Source organism: Magnetospirillum sp. WYHS-4, assembly GCA_039908345.1.
GTDB lineage: Bacteria > Pseudomonadota > Alphaproteobacteria > Rhodospirillales > GLO-3 > JAMOBD01.
In genome coordinates this window covers 21,810-42,446 of sequence record JAMOBD010000010.1, presented here as the reverse complement: position 1 = coordinate 42,446, position 20,637 = coordinate 21,810, and the positions used below count along the sequence as shown (strand labels likewise).

19 protein-coding genes are annotated in these 20,637 nt (G+C 65.8%); 10 read left to right on the top strand and 9 right to left on the bottom strand.

Going from position 1 to position 20,637, the window contains the following annotated elements:
- The first annotated feature begins 27 nt into the window (after nucleotides 1-27).
- Nucleotides 28-783 carry a response regulator transcription factor gene (locus tag H7841_05275; GenBank protein MEO5336292.1) on the top strand — a complete coding sequence of 252 codons (756 nt, stop codon included), beginning with the start codon at nucleotides 28-30 and terminating at the stop codon, nucleotides 781-783.
- On the opposite strand, the gene H7841_05270 is transcribed toward H7841_05275, so the two are convergent.
- The 3 genes from H7841_05270 to H7841_05260 form a co-directional block, all read right to left on the bottom strand.
- Nucleotides 770-3,367, bottom strand: coding sequence for an ATP-binding protein (locus tag H7841_05270; GenBank protein ID MEO5336291.1), 2,598 nt, complete (start codon nucleotides 3,365-3,367; stop codon nucleotides 770-772). The genes H7841_05275 and H7841_05270 overlap by 14 nt on opposite strands.
- 41 nt (nucleotides 3,368-3,408) lie before the next feature.
- Complete coding sequence (locus H7841_05265) at nucleotides 3,409-4,428, bottom strand: substrate-binding domain-containing protein (protein ID MEO5336290.1); 1,020 nt, start codon at nucleotides 4,426-4,428, stop codon at nucleotides 3,409-3,411.
- A gap of 98 nt (nucleotides 4,429-4,526) precedes the next feature.
- Nucleotides 4,527-4,733, bottom strand: coding sequence for a hypothetical protein (locus H7841_05260; GenBank protein MEO5336289.1), 207 nt, complete (start codon nucleotides 4,731-4,733; stop codon nucleotides 4,527-4,529).
- A gap of 312 nt (nucleotides 4,734-5,045) precedes the next feature.
- On the opposite strand from H7841_05260, the gene H7841_05255 reads away from it, so the two are divergent.
- From H7841_05255 to H7841_05220, 8 genes are all read left to right on the top strand, one after another.
- Nucleotides 5,046-5,588 carry a chemotaxis protein CheW gene (locus tag H7841_05255; GenBank protein ID MEO5336288.1) on the top strand — a complete coding sequence of 181 codons (543 nt, stop codon included), beginning with the start codon at nucleotides 5,046-5,048 and terminating at the stop codon, nucleotides 5,586-5,588.
- Nucleotides 5,585-6,994: a protein-glutamate O-methyltransferase CheR gene (locus tag H7841_05250; protein MEO5336287.1), complete on the top strand. Its 1,410-nt coding sequence runs from the start codon at nucleotides 5,585-5,587 to the stop codon at nucleotides 6,992-6,994. The genes H7841_05255 and H7841_05250 overlap by 4 nt, the downstream gene beginning before the upstream one ends.
- Nucleotides 6,991-7,629, top strand: a complete 639-nt coding sequence (locus H7841_05245) for a chemotaxis protein CheW (protein ID MEO5336286.1) — start codon at nucleotides 6,991-6,993, stop codon at nucleotides 7,627-7,629. Before H7841_05250 ends, H7841_05245 begins: the two co-directional genes overlap by 4 nt.
- Nucleotides 7,630-7,649: 20 nt before the next feature.
- Nucleotides 7,650-9,269, top strand: coding sequence for a methyl-accepting chemotaxis protein (locus H7841_05240; GenBank protein MEO5336285.1), 1,620 nt, complete (start codon nucleotides 7,650-7,652; stop codon nucleotides 9,267-9,269).
- Nucleotides 9,269-11,506, top strand: coding sequence for a response regulator (locus H7841_05235; protein ID MEO5336284.1), 2,238 nt, complete (start codon nucleotides 9,269-9,271; stop codon nucleotides 11,504-11,506). Before H7841_05240 ends, H7841_05235 begins: the two co-directional genes overlap by 1 nt.
- A 4-nt stretch (nucleotides 11,507-11,510) precedes the next feature.
- On the top strand, nucleotides 11,511-12,569 hold the full coding sequence (gene cheB, locus H7841_05230; protein MEO5336283.1) for a chemotaxis-specific protein-glutamate methyltransferase CheB: 1,059 nt from the start codon (nucleotides 11,511-11,513) through the stop codon (nucleotides 12,567-12,569).
- Complete coding sequence (locus tag H7841_05225) at nucleotides 12,566-14,257, top strand: response regulator (GenBank protein MEO5336282.1); 1,692 nt, start codon at nucleotides 12,566-12,568, stop codon at nucleotides 14,255-14,257. The genes cheB and H7841_05225 overlap by 4 nt, the downstream gene beginning before the upstream one ends.
- A 77-nt stretch (nucleotides 14,258-14,334) precedes the next feature.
- Nucleotides 14,335-14,598: a hypothetical protein gene (locus H7841_05220; protein ID MEO5336281.1), complete on the top strand. Its 264-nt coding sequence runs from the start codon at nucleotides 14,335-14,337 to the stop codon at nucleotides 14,596-14,598.
- A 3-nt stretch (nucleotides 14,599-14,601) separates the two neighbouring features.
- Here the strand turns inward: H7841_05220 and H7841_05215 are convergent, their stop codons facing one another.
- The 6 genes from H7841_05215 to H7841_05190 all read right to left on the bottom strand — a co-directional run bounded on the left by H7841_05215 (nucleotide 14,602) and on the right by H7841_05190 (nucleotide 19,559).
- On the bottom strand, nucleotides 14,602-15,075 hold the full coding sequence (locus H7841_05215; GenBank protein ID MEO5336280.1) for a universal stress protein: 474 nt from the start codon (nucleotides 15,073-15,075) through the stop codon (nucleotides 14,602-14,604).
- 1 nt (nucleotide 15,076) lies between these two features.
- The gene (locus H7841_05210) at nucleotides 15,077-15,925 is read right to left on the bottom strand and encodes a universal stress protein (GenBank protein ID MEO5336279.1); all 849 of its coding nucleotides are present in this window, start codon (nucleotides 15,923-15,925) and stop codon (nucleotides 15,077-15,079) included.
- Nucleotides 15,922-16,992, bottom strand: coding sequence for a sulfite exporter TauE/SafE family protein (locus tag H7841_05205; GenBank protein MEO5336278.1), 1,071 nt, complete (start codon nucleotides 16,990-16,992; stop codon nucleotides 15,922-15,924). The genes H7841_05210 and H7841_05205 overlap by 4 nt, the downstream gene beginning before the upstream one ends.
- A gap of 4 nt (nucleotides 16,993-16,996) precedes the next feature.
- Nucleotides 16,997-17,227, bottom strand: coding sequence for a hypothetical protein (locus H7841_05200; GenBank protein ID MEO5336277.1), 231 nt, complete (start codon nucleotides 17,225-17,227; stop codon nucleotides 16,997-16,999).
- Between the two features lie 150 nt (nucleotides 17,228-17,377).
- The gene (locus H7841_05195) at nucleotides 17,378-18,001 is read right to left on the bottom strand and encodes a response regulator (protein ID MEO5336276.1); all 624 of its coding nucleotides are present in this window, start codon (nucleotides 17,999-18,001) and stop codon (nucleotides 17,378-17,380) included.
- Nucleotides 17,994-19,559 carry an ATP-binding protein gene (locus tag H7841_05190; GenBank protein MEO5336275.1) on the bottom strand — a complete coding sequence of 522 codons (1,566 nt, stop codon included), beginning with the start codon at nucleotides 19,557-19,559 and terminating at the stop codon, nucleotides 17,994-17,996. Before H7841_05190 ends, H7841_05195 begins: the two co-directional genes overlap by 8 nt.
- Nucleotides 19,560-19,798: 239 nt before the next feature.
- Here H7841_05190 and H7841_05185 point away from each other — a divergent pair, with 239 nt between their 5' ends.
- Nucleotides 19,799-20,635 carry a hypothetical protein gene (locus H7841_05185; protein ID MEO5336274.1) on the top strand — a complete coding sequence of 279 codons (837 nt, stop codon included), beginning with the start codon at nucleotides 19,799-19,801 and terminating at the stop codon, nucleotides 20,633-20,635.
- Nucleotides 20,636-20,637 lie beyond the last annotated feature (2 nt).

Below are 20,637 nucleotides of genomic sequence, written 5' to 3'. Positions count from 1 at the left end.
CCCTGGCTCGGGGATGGAGATCGCGTCATGTCGCTCCTTGGGAGAAGCGACGTCACCGTCGGCCTGCCGGGGCCTCGGATTGTCGTCGTGGAGGATGATCCGGGGCTGCGCGAGGATCTGGTCGAATTCCTGAACGACCGGGGGCTTGCCACCCGTGGCGTCGCCTCGGGGCCGGAGTTGGCCGCCGCACTGGCGGAATCCGGGGCCGATCTGGTCATCGTGGATATCGAACTTCCGGGCGAGAGCGGGATCGAGATCGCCCGTCGCCTGCGCGGCGACGGGGATACGGGCATTCTGATGCTGACTTGCCACGGCGATACCCGGACCCATCTGGCCGGCTTGGGGGCGGGGGCCGATGCCTACCTGATAAAGACCGTGGACCTGAGCATCGTCGAAGCCACCGTCCGCGCCATCCTGCGCCGGAAAGCCGGAGTGGACGAGGCGCCGGCCTCTCCGGCGGGGCCGGAGGCGTCCGATGGCCGAACGTGGATTTACGATCCGGTCTACTGGACGCTCCGGAGCCCGCGCGGAACGTCGGTCCGTCTGACCCCCAAGGAGCGGAGTCTGGTCGAGATCCTGCTTGCCCACGCCGGCGAGGTGGTGGCGCGCGCCGCCGTCCTGGCGGCCGTGGGATACCACGAGGACGCCTTCGGCAGTCGCGCCCTCGATGCCATGGTGCGCCGTCTGCGCCGCAAGGCGGAGGAAGATGCGGGGGTCGAGCTTCCCGTGCAGACGGTACACGCTTACGGCTATCTCTTTTCCGCGCGGGTCAAGGTGAAGTGACCGGCAGGCGGACGGTGACCGTGGTGCCCACGTTCTTGCGGCTAATGACCGTCAGGCTGCCGCCGTGCAATTCGACCAGGGATTTGGCGAGGGGCAGTCCCAGTCCGGTGCCTTCGTACTTGCGGGCCAGTTGGCTGTCCACTTGGCCGAAGGGCCGCAAGGCGACGGCGACCTCGGACTCGGTCATGCCGATGCCGGTATCGACTACCGCGAACACGACGGATTCCTTGTCGCGGTAGGATTCGAGACGGACTTGGCCGCCCTGGGGGGTGAACTTGATCGCGTTGGACAGCAAGTTCAGGAGAACCTGCTTGATCCGGCGCTGGTCCACCGCGATGGCCGGAAGGTCGGAAGCGATTTCACTGCGCAGGGCCACGTCGCCGCGGTGGGCGCGTTCCCGCACGAGGCGCAGGGACGCTTCGGCCAGGGCGGCGGCCTGCACCGATTCAAGGTACAATTCCATCTGTCCGACTTCGATCTTCGATACATCCAGGATGTCGTTGATGATCTCCAGCAGGTGGCGCCCGGAATTGTGGACATCCAGCGCGTAGTCGCTGTATTGGGCATGGCCGAGGGGACCGAAGACCTCGGTCAGCATCATTTCCGAGAAACCGATGATGGCGTTGAGCGGCGTGCGCAGTTCGTGGCTCATGTTGGCCAGGAACTCGGTCTTGGCGCGGTTGGCGAGTTCGGCCTGCTCCTTGGCGGCGACGAGGGCCATTTCGGCGCGCCGCCGCACGTCGATCTCGGCGCTCAGTTCGCGGGTGCGTTCGGCCACGCGGAGTTCCAGATCCTCGTTGGTCCGTTGCAGGGCGACCTCGGCCTGCTTGCGGGCCGTGATGTCCTGGCCGTAGGCGTTGACGTAGCCGGCCTGGGGGATGGGGATCAAGGACAGGGACAGGATGCGGTCGCCCAGCGGGACTTCCCATTCGTGGTGTTCCATCGAGTGGTAGGCCGCGTCGAACTCCGTCGCCCACGGCTCGGGCAGACGTCCCCCGATCCGGGTGTTCCAGGAACGCAGCAGGGAGGAGCAGGCCGGGTTGGCGTGCAGGATGACGCCCGCCTCGCCGATGCGCAGAACCGGCAGCGGGTTCTGGCTGGGGTAGAGGGCCAGGTTCCAGAGTTCCTGTTCGGTACGGCGGGCCTGGGTGACGTCCTGCACCAGCACCAGGTCGTCCCTCCCGGTGTGCAGATGCGTCGCATGGAAGGTACGGACCGCGCCTCCGGCATCCGGCAGACTCAGGTCGCCATCCTGCGTCTTCTCGGGAACGAAGCGCGTCGCCGGTCCGCAGTCGGCGATGAAGCGCTCCATCTGAGGGGTGAACGGCAGGGGAACGCCGTCGGCGAATCTGATGACGCCGACGCCCAGCGAATCGGTCACCGATTTCAGGAGTTGAAGGCGGTCGTTTTCTGCCTGCATCTCCAACTGCCGGGAAGCGATGCGCAGCTTGTCCATGGCTTCGCGTTCCAGGGCCTCGCGGGACGTCCTGACTTCCTCGGTCAGGCGGGAGAATCGGCGCTCCAGCATCGACAGTTCGTCCCGGTCCGGATGGCCGTTCAGATGCGCGCCGAAGACCACCTCGGTGAATTGCTCCACACGGGAAGTGAGGTGGCGCACGCGCCGGATCACCAGCCAGATCAGGATCAGGAACAGGGAGATCAGGGTGAAGGCCAGGAGGGTCCGCTGCTGGCGTTCGAGCGCCAGGACGGTACCCAGCAGTTCGTCGAAACGGTTCTTGGGGAGCAGGGTGGCGAAGGTGAGGTGGACTTCCGACGAATCGTAATCGAAGAAAGTCTTGCCGGTGACCAGGAAGGTTTCCATCGCCTTATCCAGGAGCGTCCCCGCGGGCAGACGCTCGCCGTCGCTGGTCGCCAGCACCTCCGGCGGGGTATCGGTGAACAGGGCGATGACGGTTTCGGTCCGGCTGTAGGCGCCCTGGGCGTTGAGCAGGAAGCGGGACGTGATCTCCGAAACGCCGGTCAGCACTCCCAGAAGGCGGCCCTCGCCGTCGGCCACCTTGGCGGAGGAAAGCACGTAGGGACGGCCGGAAATCCGGACCACCAGGCTTTCCCTCTCGCTGGCCCGCAAGAAGCGCGGTTGCGGCTGCGTCAATTCGGGCGGTGGTGGCGTGCCGTCGGAGGAGAAGACGTGGCGCACCCGGTCCCGGGGGTCCAGGATCATCAGGAAGTCCATGCCGGGGAACGACCGGGTGAGCGACCGTTGCGGCAGCCAGGCCGGGAGTTGCGCGTCGAAGCGAGGCGGGCCTTCGCCGTTGAAATCGTCGTTGGCGGCATGCTCCTTCGCCAGATGGTCGCGGGCCTGTGCCTGCCCGGCGATCAGGCGAAGCAGGTGGTTGTGGTTGCGGATGGCCTGATCGAAGCGCAAGCGGTCCCGGCGCGACTGTTCCGTCAGGCGGGTACGGAATTCGTCTTCGTAGATGGCGTGAAGGGCCCGGCTTTGCACGGCGTCGAGCGCCGCCCAGACGATACCGCCCAGTACCAAGCCGCCCGCCAACATCCGCCAAGCCAGGGGCAGGCGATGCCGCAGACGTCTCAGGGCGCTACCTTCCAAGGCAAAGGCCATCGCGCGCTATCCCCCCGGGCCGACGACCGGCCGTCCAGATTTCAATTCGGCTCCCCGATCAGTTCGTTTTCGAGGAATTTCCATCCCTTGTCCCGAAGATCCTTGGCGGGGACGATGCCGTAGCGGGGGTCCATGACCCCGGCGTTGGCCTGGTCGATCAGCCAGGCGGCCAGTTCGTCGGCCAGCGGCTTGGAAGCCGGTGCCAAGGTCCAGGTCGTGATGTTGAACACGCGATAGAAGGGATACTTGCCGGCCGCCAGGGCGCGGTCGTCGCGAGGGTCATGGCCGTTGACCTTGACCGCCCTGACTTTGGCCTTGCGCGTTTCGCCGAACAGGGCGGCGTGGTAGAGGGTCTCGTAGCCGATGGCGCCGCGATTACGCGAGACCTGGACGATCATGTCCTCGATCGCCGAAACCTCCTCGGTATCGCGGGTGAATAGCTCCTCGTTGTCGAGGATCAGCCGCCAATGGCCCGGCCGCGTCTTGCAATGCAGCCGGGTGACCGCCTGGACTTCCTTTCGCGGGCCCGGGCGGACGGCGCTCATGGGCATCTCGCCCCAGTTCTTGATCTGGCCGCCGAACAGCTTGCGGGCGGCATCGTCGGTCACGCCGTCGAGCGGGTTGTCGGGGTGGACCAGAAGGGCCACCGCGGCGATGCCCACCGTGTGGAACTTGATGCCCGGCAGGCGGTCGGTCTCGGCAGGCGGACAGCAGGCGCCGATGATGTCGGCGGTGCGGTCGTAGGTGGCGGCCGTCGACGTGCCGCAGGTGCCTTCCTCGATGGCGATTTCCACCTTGCGTTCGCGCGCGAACCGTTGCACGAGCGGCAGCAGCGCCGGATAAAGCTGCTGATCCAGGGACAGGGCGAGGGCGACTGGTTTGGGCGTGAGGTGGCGGATCGGCGCCTTGACCCAATCGTCGGGCATGGGGGTTACGCTGGCGGGGTCCGTGAACGGCCGTCCGCCCAGGGTGCCCGGATCGGGAGCCGCGGACGCCGCCGCCGAGGCGAGGGTCAGCAGTCCGAAAACCGCCGCACAGAAATATTCGCCGCATCGCGTCATGACGTTCCCTCCTTTTTCACGGGGATCATGCCTACCCGATATCGGTTGGGCAATGGCCCCGGAGGCTGAATGAATAAGGGAGACTTTCGCCGGAAGCGCTAGCGAGGCTCCGCGTCTTCGCCATCCCGCGAAACATCCCTGTCCAGGCATATGGGTTCTCCGCGACCGATGTGCGAGACCTCCGCGATATACAAATCCGCCAAGCGGTACAGCGACGCCGCCCAGACAGGGTCCGGGGTCTGTTCGGCCTGTTGAATGTAATGCGACGCCGACAGGGTCAGCATGTCGAGGATATCCAGTTTCATTTCCCATCCGGGTACTGCGTCCGACATGGATGAACTCCATGCTCATGTTGTTCGGAAAATCCGGTCACCCGCCGAAAACCCGGGATGAGAAGATGCTAGAATGGAACGGTAATCCACACAAACAAAGTATATTCTATAATTGTAACCAAATGCTTTTGTGAGATTTTGTACGAGGTTCACGAACGAAGATCGGAAATTTTCCGGGGCGGGGCCGGTCCCCTGTGGTTCCCGGCGGCGGGAGGCGCTATAGTACCCCTGCTGCGGGGGACGCTCGGGGATGGGCGCCGGCCCAAAAAAGCAAAGAGGAACGTCGTGGCTGAATACGACGACAAGGGGATGGACGGTGCCGCGACGGGGGCGGCGGCGGGTCGGTCGGTCGCGGTCTTCGCGGTCGGCGGGTGTCGTTGCGCCTTGCCCGCGGAGGCGGTGGAGGAAGTGCTGCTCCTGCCGGAGTTGGCCTGCCCCCCCGGCATGCCCTCCGTTTTCGAGGGAGTGATGAATCTGGAAGGGCTCGCCGTTCCGGTCCTGCGCCTCGACCGGTTGTTCGGCCTCCCGGAAGGAACACCCGGCCTTTACTCGCCGCTGATTCTGCTGCGCGGACTGGTGCCGCGTACCGCGCTGCTGGTCGACGAGGTGCGGGAGGTTCGTCGCCTGGAAGGGGCGAGGGCGGTGGCTTCCGTCGTGCCGGGGGCGGTTCTGGCCGACTGCACCGTGGCGTTGATCGGCGAAGGCGAGCACGCCATTCATCTTCTCGATCCCCAGCGTCTCCTCCTGGAGGGCGAGCAGGCTCGCCTGACGGCGTTCCAGGCTCGCGAACAGGAACGCTTGGCGGGCTGGGGAGCCTCGTCGTCATGATGATGGCGCGCCGGGCCGTCGTGGACATCAAGGCGGACCCGTTCTATCCGCGCCTCAAGACCTTTTTGATCGGCGCCACCGGCATGGTCTTCTATGCCGACAAGGACGAGGATCTGGCCCGCATCCTGGATCTCCGGTTCCGGGCGCGCGATGTCGCTTCCTGCAGCCGCTACATGGAAATTCTAGGCGATCCCAAGGATGGCCGCAAAGAACTGGACGAACTGGTCGCCGAACTGACCATCGGCGAAACCTATTTCTTCCGCCATAAGGAACAGTTCGACGCGCTCCGCGACGTGGTCCTGCCCGATGCCATCAAGCGCAACGAGCAAACCCGCCACCTGCGTATCTGGAGCGCCGGCTGCTCCACCGGGGCCGAGCCCTATACCGTCGCCATCATGCTCAAGCGCGAATTGGGCCGGCGCCTGGCCGGCTGGACCGTCGATATCATGGCCACCGACATCAACAAGCGGTTCCTGGCCTTCGCGCGGCGGGGACGCTTCATGGACTGGGCGTTGCGGGCGACGCCCGACGTCGTCCGCCAGGCCTGCTTCGTCCGCCATGAAAGGGAATGGGAACTGCGGCCCGAGTATCGCGAGGACGTGACATTCCAATACCATAATCTGGTGGAGAATCCGTTTCCCTCGACCCTCGACAACCTCTATGCCTTCGACGTCATCCTCTGCCGCAACGTGACGATCTACTTCGACCGCGAGACGGTGCGGCGCATCGTCGACCAGTTCCGCGAGACCTTGGTCGACGGCGGTTGGTTGGTGGCCGGCCATTCCGAAAGCGACATGGAGACCTTTCGCCGCTTCCGCACGGTGAGCGTGCCCGGAGCCGTCGTCTATCAGAAGGCCGAACCCGACGCGGCCTACATCCCGCCGCCGCTTCCCGTGCCGCCGCTCGACGAGGCGGAGCCGCCGCCGCTCAGCGAACCGGCCCCCGTCGTGGCGCCGCCGCCGGTCGTGGCGCCGCCGCCACCGCCGCCGCCCGGCCCCAACGACGACGGCAACGAATTGCAGCGCATCCGCCGCATGGCCGATCTTGGCCAGTGGTGGGAGGCGGTCGGCCGTTGCGAGGCCATGTTGGACGCGGGCGGCAACGATCCCCTGGTGCATCTCTACTACGCGTTGGTCCTGGAGCAGATGGGCAAGCGTTCGGCGGCCGAACAGGCCATGCGGCGAGCCATTTTCCTTGATCGGGGCTTCGTCCTGGCCCATTACCACCTGGGGCTGTTCCTGCAATCGCGTGGCGATCTGGCCGGCGCCGCCAAGTCTTTCCATACGGTCGAGCGTCTGCTTGCCGATGAACCGGGCGGCCGTGTGGTCGACGAGGCCGACGGCGTGACGGCCGGCCAGCTTCGCGATCTGGCCGGCATGCATCTGGAGGTCATCGGGGAGTCATGAGCGGCAACAATTTCGACTGGGACACCTTGAAGGAAAGGCTGGAGCGCAGCCGTCAGGCGCTGGCCGGCAGCTTGGCCGCCAACCCGGCACGCAACCGGGCGACCCTGCGCATGCGTGCCGAATGGCTGGCCAACCGGGGCCGCGACCGCGGCGCCGGGGCGCGGCAGATGGCCATGCTGTCCTTCCGGGTGCGGGGCGAAACCTATGCCTTCGAATTGAACGACTTGGTGGAGACGGCATCGGCGCTCCGCTGCACCCCGATTCCCGGCGCGTCGCCGGAACTGGTCGGGGTCACCAACCTGCGCGGCGAAATCCGTCCGGTCCTCGATGCCGCCACCCTTCTGAATGCCGCCGGTGTGGCGCCGCCCATCGAGGATGACCGTGCCCCGGATGCGGCGGTCGTCGTCTTTTTGCGCCGCCAAGGGGCCGAAGTCGGCCTGAAGGTGGATGCCCTCGACCGAGTGCGCATGGTGCGCGCCGACGATCTCGCGGCCGCCGCTTCCGGCGCCGCCACCGCCAGCCCCTTCGTCAAGGGGGTGACGCGGGAGATGCTCATCGTGCTGGACGCGCGGGCGATCCTGGCCCTTCCCATCGTGGGGACCGGGAACCGCGCCTCCGGCGAGGAAACGTCATGACAGGGGAAAGAGGTTCGCACATGGCCACGTCCACGCCCATCTTCCTGGGCAGCCTCAGCGTCCGCAAGAAACTGCTGGTCATCAGTTCCGGCTTCATCGCGGCGATCGCGGGCATCATGCTCTACACGCTGGCCACCATCTCCAACCAGAAGTCCGACGGGGTGGTGATCGATCTGGCCGGCCGTCAGCGCATGCTGAGCCAGCGCTACATGAAGGAAGTCCTGCTGGCCGCCCACGGAGTCGAAACCAATCACGACGCTACAGCCCGGATCTTCGACGAGACCCTGGAAGCGTTGATTGCCGGCGGTTCGGCCATCGAGAACGTGGCGACCGGGGAACGTGCCGTCCTGCCGCGGGCCACCTTGCCCGGCGTCGACGTCGTCCTGGAAAGCCAGCGGAACCTTTCCAAGCGCCAGAAGGAACTGACGGCGCGTCTCCTGTCCCTCAAGCCCGGCGACGCGGAACGGGATCGCATCGCGCGCGAACTGCTGGACGTCAATTCGCGCCTGCTCACCGAATCCAACGAACTCACCAAGCGTTTCACCGCCCAGGCCGAGTCCAAGATCGAAGCCATGTTGCGCTGGGAGGTCCTGATAAGCCTGCTTGCCGCCCTGCTGGGGCTCGCCACCGCCTGGACGGTCGGCCGCGCCATCGGCAAGCCCCTGGCGGCCTGCGTCGAACGGGCCCAGGAAATCGCCGAGGGCAACCTGGCGATCGAGCCGCTGCCGGTGCGCAGCAGCGACGAGATCGGCCGTCTGGCCGCGAGCTTCAACGCCATGCTCCAGTCCCTGCGCGAGGTCACGGGCGAGATCCGCAACGTCACCGAGAACCTGAACGCCGCCGGCGCGGAAATCCATGCCACCAGCCACGAACAGACATCCGCCACCAAGGAGCAGGCGGCCGCGGTGCAGGAAATCACCTCCACCGTCGAGGAGATCAACCAATCGGGCCTGCAGGTCTCCGACCGGGCCCGCCAGGTGGCGACGGCGGCCGACACCACCATCGCCTCCAGCGCCCAGGGCATGCAGGCCGTGGAAACCATCAGTCGCGCCATGGAAGGAATCCGTCAGCAGGCGGCCACGGTGGCCGAGAACGTGGTCATGCTGTCCGAGAAGACGCAGGCTATCGGCGAGATCATCGCCACGGTCAACGACATCGCCGAACAGTCCAATCTGGTGGCGCTGAACGCCGCCATCGAGGCCGCCGATGCCCGCGAGGACGGGCGCCGCTTCTCGGTGGTCGCCAACGAGATCAAGAACCTGGCCGACCAGGCCAAGGACGCGACCCGCCAGGTGCGCAGCATCCTCGAAGAGATCCAGCGCGGCATCAATTCCTCGGTCATGGTCACGGAGGAAGCGGTCAAGCGCGTCGAGTTCGGCCGCGAGAAGGTCGAGGTCGCCCAGCAGACCATGCGCAAGATGGGCGACAGCATCCGCGAGAGCGCCGGGGCTTTCCAGCAGATCGTCGGCGCCACCAACCAGCAGACCATCGGCCTCGAACAGGTTACCCAGGCGCTGCACGAGATCCGTCTGGCGAGCCAGCAGACCGCGACCAGCACCGGCCAGTTGGGCGATGCGGTCGCCAACCTCAACACCCTGGGCCTGCAGCTCAGGAAGCTTGTGGAGAAGTACCGGATTTGATGGACATCCGCGCCAAGCTTCTGGCGGCCTTCCAGGTCGAATACAAAGACCACCTGGAATTCATCCGCCAGGCCATGGGAAAGGTGGAATCCGGAGAGGCGCCGGCCGGCGCCCTGCCTCTGGACGAAGTGTTCCGCCGTGCCCATAGCTTGAAGGGAGCGGCACGGGCCACCGACCTCAAGCCGGTCGAAACCCTGGCCCATCGCCTGGAGACCCTGTTCGGCCGCCTGCGCACCAACAAGGCTACTCTCGATGCCGGAGCCCTGACGGTCGTCCGCCAGACCGGCGACGCCATCGAGGACTGGGTCGCCGCCTTCACCAAGGGGCACGCCCCGCCCGATCCCACCGAGGCCATCGCCGCTCTCGACGCCTATCTGGCGGTCGAGCCTACGCCGCCGCCTCCTTCCCCTCCATCGACGCCGCCTCCGTCCCCCGCGCCCGGTCCGGGGGCGACACCCGAGGCGCCGCCGCCCGTCGTGGTGAGGGCGGAAGACGCCGTGCGGGTGCGGACCGCCAGCCTGGACCGGCTGCTGCGTTCCGCCGGCCAGATCCTCACCGAGAACCTCGGCCAGGCGGCGGTAACCCAGCGCCTGCGGGCCATCGAGCAGGATATCGCCAGCCTTGAGCGAGGCTGGCAGGTGCTGCGCCATCTCGATCTTGGGGCGTCGGCCATTCAGTCCGGCGACCCCAAGGCCGATGCGGCTGCCGACCGCCGCATCTCCATCATGGAACAGCATATCCGCGCCCTGGGCCGCGAGGCCCGCGCCATCCGCCTGATGCAGCAGAAGGCGGCCTGGAATTTCCGCCAACTCGGTTCCGAACTGCAGGAAGGCATCCGCCTGGTGCGCATGACCCCGGCCGAGGACCTGTTCGGCGATTTCCGCAAGATGATGCGAGACATGGCCCGTGACGAGGGCAAGGATATCGATTTCCGGCTGAACGGCCTGTCGGTCGAGGCGGACCGGCTGGTCTTCCAGGCTCTCAAGGACCCGGTGATGCACATGCTGCGCAACGCCGTGTTCCATGGCATCGAGTCGCCGGAGGAGCGCGCGGCGAAGGGCAAGGAGGTGCGCGGGCGCATCGGGTTGCGGTTCGAGGTCCACGGCAGCCGTCTGGTGTTGCTGGTCGACGACGATGGTCGCGGGATCGACATCGCCAAGATCGCCCGGCGCGGCGTCGAGGACGGCGTGCTGTCGGAGGACGATGCCGCGATGGCCAATGCACGGGACTTGGTGCGCCATATCTTCCGGGCGGGATTCTCGACCGCCGACGGCGTCACCGATTTAGCCGGGCGAGGCATGGGCATGTCGGTGGTCTACGAGGCCGTGGGCCAGTTGTCGGGCAGCCTGGAAGTGGTCGAAAAGGATGGGCCGGGCACCTGTTTCCGCATCGAAGTGCCGCTGTCGGTTTCGTCGCACCGCCTGCTCCTGGTCACCTGCGAGGACCGCATCTACGGCATCCCGACCCAGGGCATCGAACGGGTCATGCGCGCCCGTGCCAGCGATGCGCAAACCGTCGAAGGTCGCCCCACGCTGATGGTCGAAGGCCACCAGATTCCCCTGCGGGGTCTGGGCGAACTGCTTGGCCTGCCGGGGGCCGAGGTCCGGACCCAGGACGGCGTGATGTCCATCCTGGTGCTGCGCTCCGGCGACCTGCGTGCCGCCGTCGCCGTGGATTCCTTCGTGGTCATCCGCGACGCGGTCATCAAGGACCTGGGGCTGCCGCGCTTCTCGGGCAGCAAGGCCGTGGGGGGCATTCTGATGGAGGACGGCACGGTTGCCGTGGTCCTTTCGCCTCTGGAAATGGCCGAGGCTTTCCGCCAGCAGGGCGGGTCCCTTGGGCTGGTGACCGCGGAGCGCAAGGCCGCGCCGCGCGTCCCGACCATTCTGGTGGTCGACGATTCGATCACCACCCGGACCCTGGAAAAGAGTATCCTGGAGGCCCACGGCTACAAGGTGCGCTTGGCCGTGGACGGCATGGATGCCCTGATGCAGTTGCGTGGCGAAGCGGCGGACTTGGTGGTGTCCGACGTCGAAATGCCGCGCATCGACGGATTTTCCCTGCTGAAAGAGTTGAAAAAGGATCGCAACCTGGCCCACATTCCGGTCATCCTCTGCACCTCGCTCCGGCGCGACGAGGATCTGGAACGGGGCTATTCCCTGGGCGCCGAAGCCTATCTCGTCAAACAGAAATTCGATCATCGCGAACTGCTGGAAACCATCGAGCAGATACTGTGAAGCCATGAAGAAAATCCGGGTTCTCATCGTCGAAGATTCGCCCGTCGTCCGGGAACTGCTGCTGTACATCATCGGCAGCGATGCCCGGTTCGAGGTGGTGGCGGCGGTGGGCAGCGCCGAGGAGGCCTTGCAAGGACTGGATAGGTTCGCCCCCGACGTCATCTCGCTGGACATCCGCTTGCCCGGCATGAACGGCCTGGACGCCACCCTGGAGATCATGGCGACCCATCCCATGCCTATCGTGGTGGTATCGGCCAGCGTCCAGGACGACGAACTCAATATCGCCATGAACGCGCTCCGTGCCGGTGCCCTGACCGTGGTCGAGAAACCGGTCGGGGTGACCAGCGACGCTTATCGGGCCTTGGCCGACCAACTCTGCAACCAGTTGGCCATCATGAGCCAGGTGCGGGTGGTCAAGCAGGCCCGGCGCCGCAACCTGAACTTCGGTTCGGCGGAGCGGATGGAGGCCATGCCCGCGCCTTCTTGGGAAACGGTGCGCCCCAAGATGCTGGGGCTGGTGGCCTCGACCGGAGGGCCGAACGCGCTCAGCCGGGTGCTTAACGGGCTGCCCAGGGACTTTCCGTTGCCGATCCTGATCGTCCAGCACATGACGGCAGGCTTCGTCGATGGCTTCGTGCAATGGCTGTCCCAGGTCACGCCCTTTCCAGCCCATATGGCCGGCGACGGCATGCTGCCCAGGCCGGCCTCCCTCTACCTGCCGCCGGCCGACCACCATTTGGAGATCAAGGGCGGGCGGCTTTATCTGAATACCGCGCCGCCGGTGGTCGCCCAGCGGCCCTCGGGAACCGTTCTGTTCAAGTCCATGGCCCGCGATTTGAAGGAGGCGGGCATTGGCGTGCTGCTGACCGGCATGGGTGCCGATGGCGCGGAGGGCATGCTCGAGATGAGGAGGAGCGGCGCCTATACCCTGGCCGAAGACGAATCGACGACCGTCATCTACGGCATGCCGGGCGAGGCGGTGCGCATGGGCGCGGTCCGAGAAAGCCTGCCCCTGGACGCCATCGCGCTCAGGCTGCGTCAACTGGTCGGAGTCCTGTCATGAACCCGGCGCCCATGGACCGTCGCCGCATTCTGGTGGTCGAGGATTCGCCGACCCAGGCCATGCTCATGCAGTTGCGCCTGGAACAGGAGGGCTTCGAGGCTATCGTCGCACCCACTGCCGAGGCGGCCCTGGAGTCCCTCGGCCAAGTGCGTCCCGACCTGATGCTGGTCGACTACCATCTGCCCGGCATCCAGGGCGACGAGTTGTGTCGGCGCGTGCGCATGAACATCAACACCCAGGGCATCCCCATCCTGATGCTGACCGCCGAGCAATCGGCGGCGGCCGAGGTGCGCGGCCTGGAAAGCGGCGCCGACGACTACGTCGGCAAGGCCGAGGATCCGGACGTCCTGATGCTGCGCATCCGGGCCTTGCTGCGCAAGTCGAGCACCCAGGTCAACCTGCTGATGCCCGACGAGTCGTTCTTCCGCAAGGCGCGTGTCCTGGCTATCGACGATAGCCCCACCTACCTGGAACTGCTGCGCGCCGAACTGTCTGAAGAGGGCTATACGGTCGAAACGGCGGCCTCGGGCCTGGAGGGTCTAGGCCATCTGGATGCCGAAAGCTTCGACTGCGTCCTGGTGGACCTGGTCATGCCGGGCATGGACGGCCTCGAGGTCATCCGCGAGATCGTCTCCCGCCAGGCGGTCGAGGATTCGCCCGTGGTCATCCTCATGGTCAGCGCGCAGGAAACCAAGGAGAACGCCATGCGCGCCCTGGAATCTGGCGCGGACGACTTCGTTGGAAAATCGAGTGACATCTCAGTGCTGAAGGGCCGCCTGCGCGCGATGCTGCGCCACAAGTACCTGCACGAGCAGCACAAGCGTATCATCGACGAGTTCAAGCGACAGGAAGACGACTTGGAACGGGCTGTCGAGGAACGGACCCGCGAGTTGAAAGGCGAAATCGCCGAACGGCGGCGTGCCGAGGAGGAACTGCGCAAGGCCAAGGAAATCGCCGAAGCCGCCAGCCGCGCCAAGACTGAGTTCCTGGCTAATATGAGCCACGAGCTGCGCACGCCGCTGAACGCGATCATCGGCTTTTCGGATATGATCCGCAATCAGGTCTTCGGCAAGTTCGCCGATTGCACGGTCGGACAGAAATACCTGGAATATATAGACAACATTCACGATTCCGGCGTGCATCTTCTGAAGATCATCAACGACATCCTCGATGTGTCGCGCATCGAAGTGGGCAAGGTGAAGCTGAACGAGGAATACCTCGACCTGCGCGAGGTGGTGAAGGCGACCGAAAGGTTGATCCGATCCCAGGCCGACAAGAACAAGGTTCGTCTGCGGACGGAGCTTCCCGATTCCTTGCCTGCCCTGCTGGGGGACGAACGCATCCTCAAGCAGACGATCCTCAACCTGATGTCCAACGCCGTGAAATTCACTCCCGAGGGCGGGACCGTCACGGCGACGATCCGCCTGCGGCAAGGCGGGGTGTTGGAGGTTGCAGTCATGGACACGGGCATCGGCATCGCGCCCGAGGACCATGGCAAGGTCATGCTTCCGTTCGGACAGGTGGATAGCAGCCTGTCGCGTCGTCACGAGGGTACCGGCCTGGGCTTGCCGCTCGCCAAGACCTTCATGGAACTGCACGGCGGAAGCTTGACCCTGGAAAGCGCGCTAGGGCAGGGGACGACCGTCACCCTGAGCTTTCCCCAGGAACGCACCCAGATGGCGGCGTAGCGCGCGATTCTTTTCTCTGCCATTGCCTGACGGGCTTGGTCGGCGTTAGGATTCCTTCTTGCAAGGAAATGGCAGCGATGGCCCCGACCAACGACCCTACCGATGTCCTGGTTACCGGCGTGATCGATGGCATCGCCTACCATCGCAGGCCCTTGGTCGACATCATGCCCGACCGGGCAGCGCGGGAGGCATGGCTTGCCCAGCAACGCCGGCAGGAAGCCGAGGACGCCGCCGCCCCCAGGCCGGAAGCCGATTGGGAGGCGGTCGAGGACATCCGCCTCAAGGAGGAGGCCGATCTTCAATTCGAACAGGGGTCTACCTTCCTGGACCTCCTGCGGTAGGCCCTATTGCCGGTTCATCACCAAGATGGGGCAGGGGGCCCGGCGGAGCAACCGGTCCGGCAAGCTTGCCTTGAAGACGTTCGAGAATCTCCGGGGGCCAGGAGCCGCAAGGACGATCAGGTCGGCACTCTGTTCCCGGGCGCAATCCAGAATGGCCCGGCAGGGATCGCCAGGCAATGTCATGCCCAGGAGCTCCAATCCTTCTCGCTTTCCCCAGGCGCGGAGGGGGTCGATGATGGAACGGACCTTGTCCTGCCATTCCCGAGTCCCGACCAGGCGACGCCCGGCGAGGACCAGAACTGTCAGGTCGGCGGTGGCCAGTTTCGCCAGATGCCGGGCTTGGCACAGCACGTCCGGATCGCCATCCCGCCCATCGACCACAGCCAGGATGCGACGGCCATGGAAGGGCGCCGGTTCGGTGGGGGGGAGCGGGGAGTCCCCCGCCACCAGGGTCAGGCGGGCCTTGGGCGCGATCATGTCACCCCCGCACGATCATCACCGGACAAGCGGCTCCGGCCACGACCTTGTCGGACACGCTGCCCTGCAGGATACGACTCAAGCCCGCCCGGCCATGGCTGCCCATGACCACCAGGTCGGCGCCGATCTCGGATGCCGCGTCGAGAATAGCTTGGTGGGGGTGGCCAAAGCGGATCAGTCCATTGCCCGCGATACCTTCACGCCGGGACCAGCCATGGATGCGGGCCAGCACTGCGTCAGCTTCCTGGCGCCAAGCCGGGAGGGTCTGACTCTCCTCGTTGCCCACCACCAGGGCGGTGAGCTTGGCGCCGGCCAGTTTGGCCAAGTAATGGGCGTAGACGGTCGCCATGATGCTGTGCTCCTCGCCGTCCGTGGCGAGCAGGACTTGGCGGCCTTCGAACCGGGCGGTGCGCGGTACCACCATGACGCAAGTCTCCGGGCGCGTGGCCAGGTCGCCGGAAACGCTGCCAAACAGGAAGCGTTCGACTACCGAGCGGTCCCGTCGACCGAGCACGATCAGGTCGGCGTTTTCCTCGCCGGCGACATCGGCGATGGCCGCCGATGCATCCTGGTCGTGGCGCACCATGCCCTTGCAGGAGACGCCTTCCGCCAAGGCCTTGGTGCAAACGCCGCGCACCGCGGCTTCGGACTGGGCTTCACCGCCCGCCCCGCCGTCGACCCTCAGGTCGTCCATGTCGCCGCCGCCCAGCACCACCGAGACTCCGATCAGTCCGGCCCCCGACCACTTGGCGAGGCGGATGGACTCGCGGAGCGCGCCCTCGCAGCTTTCCGTGCCGCAGGCCGCCAGCACGATCTTGCGGAACAGGGGCTTTTCCGCCGGGACGATCATGACGACGCCACCGTGGCGGCCCGGGTTTCCGCCGCCGCTTGGCGCATGCCCTTGAAGATGGCTGTCAGGACTATACCGGCCCCGACCACCAGACCCATCAGCATCAAGCCGAAGCTGACGTTCTTCAGCAGGGTGGCCGTGGTCGGTTCCATCGGGCCGATCACCTCCAATTGGGCCAGGTAGACCGGAACCACCAGGGCGCGGCTGAACAGCACGATTACCATGATGGTGCCCATCACGACCTTGATCATGTAGGGCTTGACATAGGTGGTGCCGATGGCCCCCAGCTGGATGCCGAACAGCGAGCCCGCCAGGATGATCATCGCCAGGCGAATGTCGACGAAGCCGCCCCAGGCGAACTTGATGGTGCCGCCGACGCCCATGACGAAGGCGATCACCAGTTCGGTGGCCGAGGCCATCATGCTGGGGACGCCCAGCGCGTAGATCATCGACGGCACGCCGACGAAGCCGCCGACCGCGATGGTCGCCGCCAGCATCCCGGTGGCGAAGCCCAGCGGGATGGTGACCAGCACCGAGACCCGGGCCTTCATGCTTTCGAAGTACATCATGGTGCCGGGGATGTGGATCGACTGGATCCAGCGGGCGAGCGGACCGGCTGTTTCCTCGGCGTCCTGGGCGCCGGTACGGTAGATCTTCCAGGCGTCCTTCAGCACGTAGCCGCCGACGATGCCCAACACGATGACGAAGGCGACGCTGACGTAGAGATTGGAGCCAGCATCCCCGAAGGCGGTGCGGATATTCTCTTGCACGCCGGCTCCGACCAGCACCCCGGCTTCGGCCGAGACGCCCATGATCAGGCCCAGCTTGACGTCCACGTGGCCGTACTTGGCGCGCTTGATGGCGCCCACCAGGGCCTTGGGGAACTTGTGGCAGATGTTGCTCGCCACCGCGACGATGCCGGGCACACCCATGCTCATCATGGCGGGCGTCAGCACGAAGGCGCCGCCGGAGCCGATGAAGCCGCTCACCATGCCGCCGACGAAGCCGACGACGAACAGGTAGATCAACTTGAGGGCGTCCAGTTCGATGAAATTGATGCTGTCCATGGCCCTATTTCCTCGCCTTGATGCCCAGCGCGTCCCAGAAGGCGCCGGTGAAGGTGCCGTGGACGTAGGAGAACAGGAAGGCGATGCCGACTGGGACGATGAACATCCAACGGGCCTGTTTGGCCAAGTCCAGCAACATCGTCTCGTAGCCGAACAGGAAGAGATAGAGGGCAAGGGATGCCGCTCCGGTCGCCAGGGCCTTGAATACGGCCCGGCCGGAAATTTTCTCGGACATGTTTTTCATCTTCTTCGTTTTCTGCGGTTCGCTGAGGAAAGGGAGCGAAGCCACGCCCGGCGATCGACTGCCATGGGTATGGAATGCCTCGGCACATGTTGGGAGAGTCGAGGCCCGCCGGAAATTCGTTAATGTACTTAGGAGATAAGGCTACCTTTGTTCCCCGACACCCTCGTCGGAAAGGCAGGCCATGCGGACCAGGTCGGCCAAGCTGCGGGCGCCGGTCTTTTCCATGATGTGGGCGCGGTGCACTTCCACGGTGCGGGGGCTGATCCCCAGGCGCTCGGCGACCACCTTGTTGGGGTGGCCGGCGACCAGAAGGAGCATCACCTCCCGCTCCCGCTGGCTGAGAGACGACAGGCGGGCAGCGATTCCCGGTCCGCCCGGTCGGCCGATCTCGTCTTGTGGCATGGCGAGCGCCGAGCGGATGCTGGAGAGCAGGACTTCGTCGCGGAAAGGCTTTTCGATGAAGTCGACGGCGCCGGCCTTGAGCGCCGCAACCGCCATCGGCACGTCGGCATGGGCGGTAATGATGACTACCGGCAGGCCGTAGCCGCGTAAGGCGAGTTCCCTTTGCATCTCGATGCCGCTCATGCCCGGCATGCGCACGTCCGCCACCACGCAGCCTCGCCAGCCAAGCGGGACACTGCCGAGGAACTCCAGGGCCGAGGCGAAGGTGCGGACCCGGTAGCCCACGGTTTCCAGCAGGATGGCCAGGGAGTCGCGCACATCCTCCGCATCGTCGACCACGAAGACCTGTTGCGGTTCAGTCATACCGCTTCTCCTCCAAGGCGACCGGCAAGGAAAGATTGAATACCGCTCCGCCGGTCGGGCCGTTCTCGCCCCACAGCCGTCCGCCGTGGGACTCCAGGATCGACTTGCTGATCGACAGCCCCAGGCCCATGCCCGCCTCCTTGGTGGTGACGAAGGGCTCGAACAGCCGTGCCAGCACTTCCCCCGGTATTCCCGGCCCGTTGTCCGTCACGGCGATGCGGACCGAGCCTTCGTCCGGGTACGCCGACACCTGGACCATCGCTTCCCCCTCGCCAGCCGCCGCGACGGCTTGGACCGCGTTGCGCAACAGATTGACAAGTACCTGGACGATCTGGGTCTTGTCCACCAGGACAGGAGGCAGGGCCGGGTGCGGCGGCGTGTCGACGACGATTCCGGCCGCGCTCGCCTCCGCCGACACCAGTTGCAGGGCATCCTCGATCAGGTCCCGTACCGAGGCTTGCGCCAACCGCATTTCGCCCTTCCGCATGAAATCGCGTAGGCCCGAGATGATATGGCCGACCCGTTCGATGCGGTCGATGGCCTTGCCGACGATCTCGGCGATCCGTTCCCGCTCGGAGGAAGGCGTGCGCAGCAGGCGCTGGGCGGCCTGGGTGTAGTTCATGGCGGCGGTGAGCGGCTGGTTCAGTTCGTGGGCCAGCGCCGAGGCCATTTCCCGCCCCACGTTGAGGCGCTGCAGGCGGGCCAGTTCGGTCTGGCGGGCCTGCATGCGCAGTTCTGCCGCTTGGCGCTCGCTGACCGTGGCGCCCAGCAGCAGGCCGGTCGCCGCCAAGGCCAGCAGGCGGATCTGCAATTCGATGATCGCTCGGTCATGGTGCTGGACCAGGCGGTCGGACAGCAGGGCGGCGGCGAAGATCGCGATCAGGGCCAGGCTTGCTCCCTTCTGCCCGTGACGGGTGGCGATCCAGGCGACGGGTAGAAACAGCAGATAGAAGAAGTGAATCTCCTCGTTGGCGAAGCGACCCAGGACCTCCCAGGCGATCACCCCCAGGGCGACCACCTGGAGGGCGGTCTCGACGGAAAGCAGCCTTCGCGACGGCTGCCAGCGCCAGGGCCGGTGGATCAGCAGGGCGGGGACCACCAGGGCCATCGCCACCAGGAAGGACAAGCCGGTACGCAACCCGATCGGGGCGAAGGCCGCGATGTCGATGGGGCCGTGTAGCGGTGCGGTCATTGCCCGGACGGCGGCGGCGACGCAGGCCGCCAGCAGGATGACCACGAAGAACCGCAGAAGGCCGGGAAGCCGATCGAGGCCCGGCAATCGGACATCGCCCTTGCTGAACTCGAGGGCGGCGATGGAACAGATCAGGCCTTCCGCCAGGGCTTCCGCAACCGCCGCCAACGGGGCGCCCACCATCGGGTGGCAGAGCAGCGGGGCGACGAAGGTCAGGGGCGCCCAGCCGAACCCGAACCGAGCCACCAGGACGAATCCAAAGGCCACCCCGGGATGCCAGGGGCCGTCGGCCAGGCCGAACAGGGCATGGTCGCGGGCGGTCAAGTCGAACAGGCCATAGGCGGCGAGATAGGCGCCCGCTACCATCAGCCTGCGATAGTCTTTGGACGAAGCTGCATCCACCATGGCTCCAGAGTGACATTCCATTGCAGAATGCAGCAAGGGCAATCTACGAAAGGCTTGGTCGATCACCGTCGTTCCCGGCGACGAGATTGGCTATCGCTTTCGTCTTGCTTGTTCTTTAACCAATCGCGGCGCATTCTGGCGAAGATCCGGTGCGATGGTGGTTGGTCATCGTCATCGGCGAAACGGGCGAGGATTGAGGTATGTCGGGTTCGGAAAGGGCTTCCTGGCCGAAGAAGGCCGGAGGCACCGTCGACTGGGAGAAGGTCTTCGAGGACCCGCGGGACGGCCTCATTCCCCTGATATCCAAGGCTCGCACGGCTCAGGCTTTGCGTCAGAGCACGATACTGGTCATTCAGAAGCTCTATACCCGCAAGGACGATCCGCCCGAGGTGGCGCGCTTCGTGGGCGAGGTAACGTCATTGATCCGCGACGATTTGCCGGTGGAGAGCCTCCCGCGTCTGGTGCAAGGCGTGACGGCGATTCTCCGGCAGGTAAAGGAAGAACGTATCCGCAAGGCTGCCGAGTTCGAGCGCGAGAAAGCCTTGGAGGCCGAGGGCAAGAAGAAGCCCGAGCCGGCCAAGGACCGCCGGGCCCCGAAGAAGACGAAGCCGGATCGCCGCCGCATGGTGATCGTCGGCGGCGCGGCGGTGGGAGTTTTGCTGGTGGCCATCGTCGCCTATTTCGTGATCGCCGCGCCGAGCCTCCAGGATAGGATCGGTCCCAACATGCAGTTGGTCGAGCAGATGAAGGCCGCCGCCCAGCAGGGCCATGCTTCCGGCACCAATCCCTTCGGCGGGACCCTGAAGGTGGAGCAACAGTCGGGCCGTACCGCCGTGACCGCCGACGGCCTGCCCGTCGACGCCTGCATGAGTGTCGCCTGGGTGCTGCTCAACCGGGGAATCATCATCGTCAACGGCATGACATCGCACCGTATCGGGCCGGCGGTGATAAAGGAACTTTGCACGCGTACCGACGGACCTACGGCCACCATCACGTGGCTGCCCAAGGCGACCGACAAGGACGACAAGGACAAGTAGCC

Coding starts and splice junctions, on each gene's coding strand:
- H7841_05185 (MEO5336274.1), top strand. CDS start 19,799: ATGTCGGGTTCGGAAAGGGCTTCCTGGCCGAAGAAGGCCGGAGGCACC.
- H7841_05270 (MEO5336291.1), bottom strand. CDS start 3,367: ATGGCCTTTGCCTTGGAAGGTAGCGCCCTGAGACGTCTGCGGCATCGC.
- H7841_05190 (MEO5336275.1), bottom strand. CDS start 19,559: ATGGTAGCGGGCGCCTATCTCGCCGCCTATGGCCTGTTCGACTTGACC.
- H7841_05275 (MEO5336292.1), top strand. CDS start 28: ATGTCGCTCCTTGGGAGAAGCGACGTCACCGTCGGCCTGCCGGGGCCT.
- H7841_05200 (MEO5336277.1), bottom strand. CDS start 17,227: ATGTCCGAGAAAATTTCCGGCCGGGCCGTATTCAAGGCCCTGGCGACC.
- H7841_05250 (MEO5336287.1), top strand. CDS start 5,585: ATGATGATGGCGCGCCGGGCCGTCGTGGACATCAAGGCGGACCCGTTC.
- H7841_05265 (MEO5336290.1), bottom strand. CDS start 4,428: ATGACGCGATGCGGCGAATATTTCTGTGCGGCGGTTTTCGGACTGCTG.
- H7841_05260 (MEO5336289.1), bottom strand. CDS start 4,733: ATGAAACTGGATATCCTCGACATGCTGACCCTGTCGGCGTCGCATTAC.
- H7841_05205 (MEO5336278.1), bottom strand. CDS start 16,992: ATGGACAGCATCAATTTCATCGAACTGGACGCCCTCAAGTTGATCTAC.
- H7841_05210 (MEO5336279.1), bottom strand. CDS start 15,925: ATGATCGTCCCGGCGGAAAAGCCCCTGTTCCGCAAGATCGTGCTGGCG.
- H7841_05240 (MEO5336285.1), top strand. CDS start 7,650: ATGGCCACGTCCACGCCCATCTTCCTGGGCAGCCTCAGCGTCCGCAAG.
- H7841_05225 (MEO5336282.1), top strand. CDS start 12,566: ATGAACCCGGCGCCCATGGACCGTCGCCGCATTCTGGTGGTCGAGGAT.
- cheB (MEO5336283.1), top strand. CDS start 11,511: ATGAAGAAAATCCGGGTTCTCATCGTCGAAGATTCGCCCGTCGTCCGG.
- H7841_05220 (MEO5336281.1), top strand. CDS start 14,335: ATGGCCCCGACCAACGACCCTACCGATGTCCTGGTTACCGGCGTGATC.
- H7841_05245 (MEO5336286.1), top strand. CDS start 6,991: ATGAGCGGCAACAATTTCGACTGGGACACCTTGAAGGAAAGGCTGGAG.
- H7841_05215 (MEO5336280.1), bottom strand. CDS start 15,075: ATGATCGCGCCCAAGGCCCGCCTGACCCTGGTGGCGGGGGACTCCCCG.
- H7841_05235 (MEO5336284.1), top strand. CDS start 9,269: ATGGACATCCGCGCCAAGCTTCTGGCGGCCTTCCAGGTCGAATACAAA.
- H7841_05195 (MEO5336276.1), bottom strand. CDS start 18,001: ATGACTGAACCGCAACAGGTCTTCGTGGTCGACGATGCGGAGGATGTG.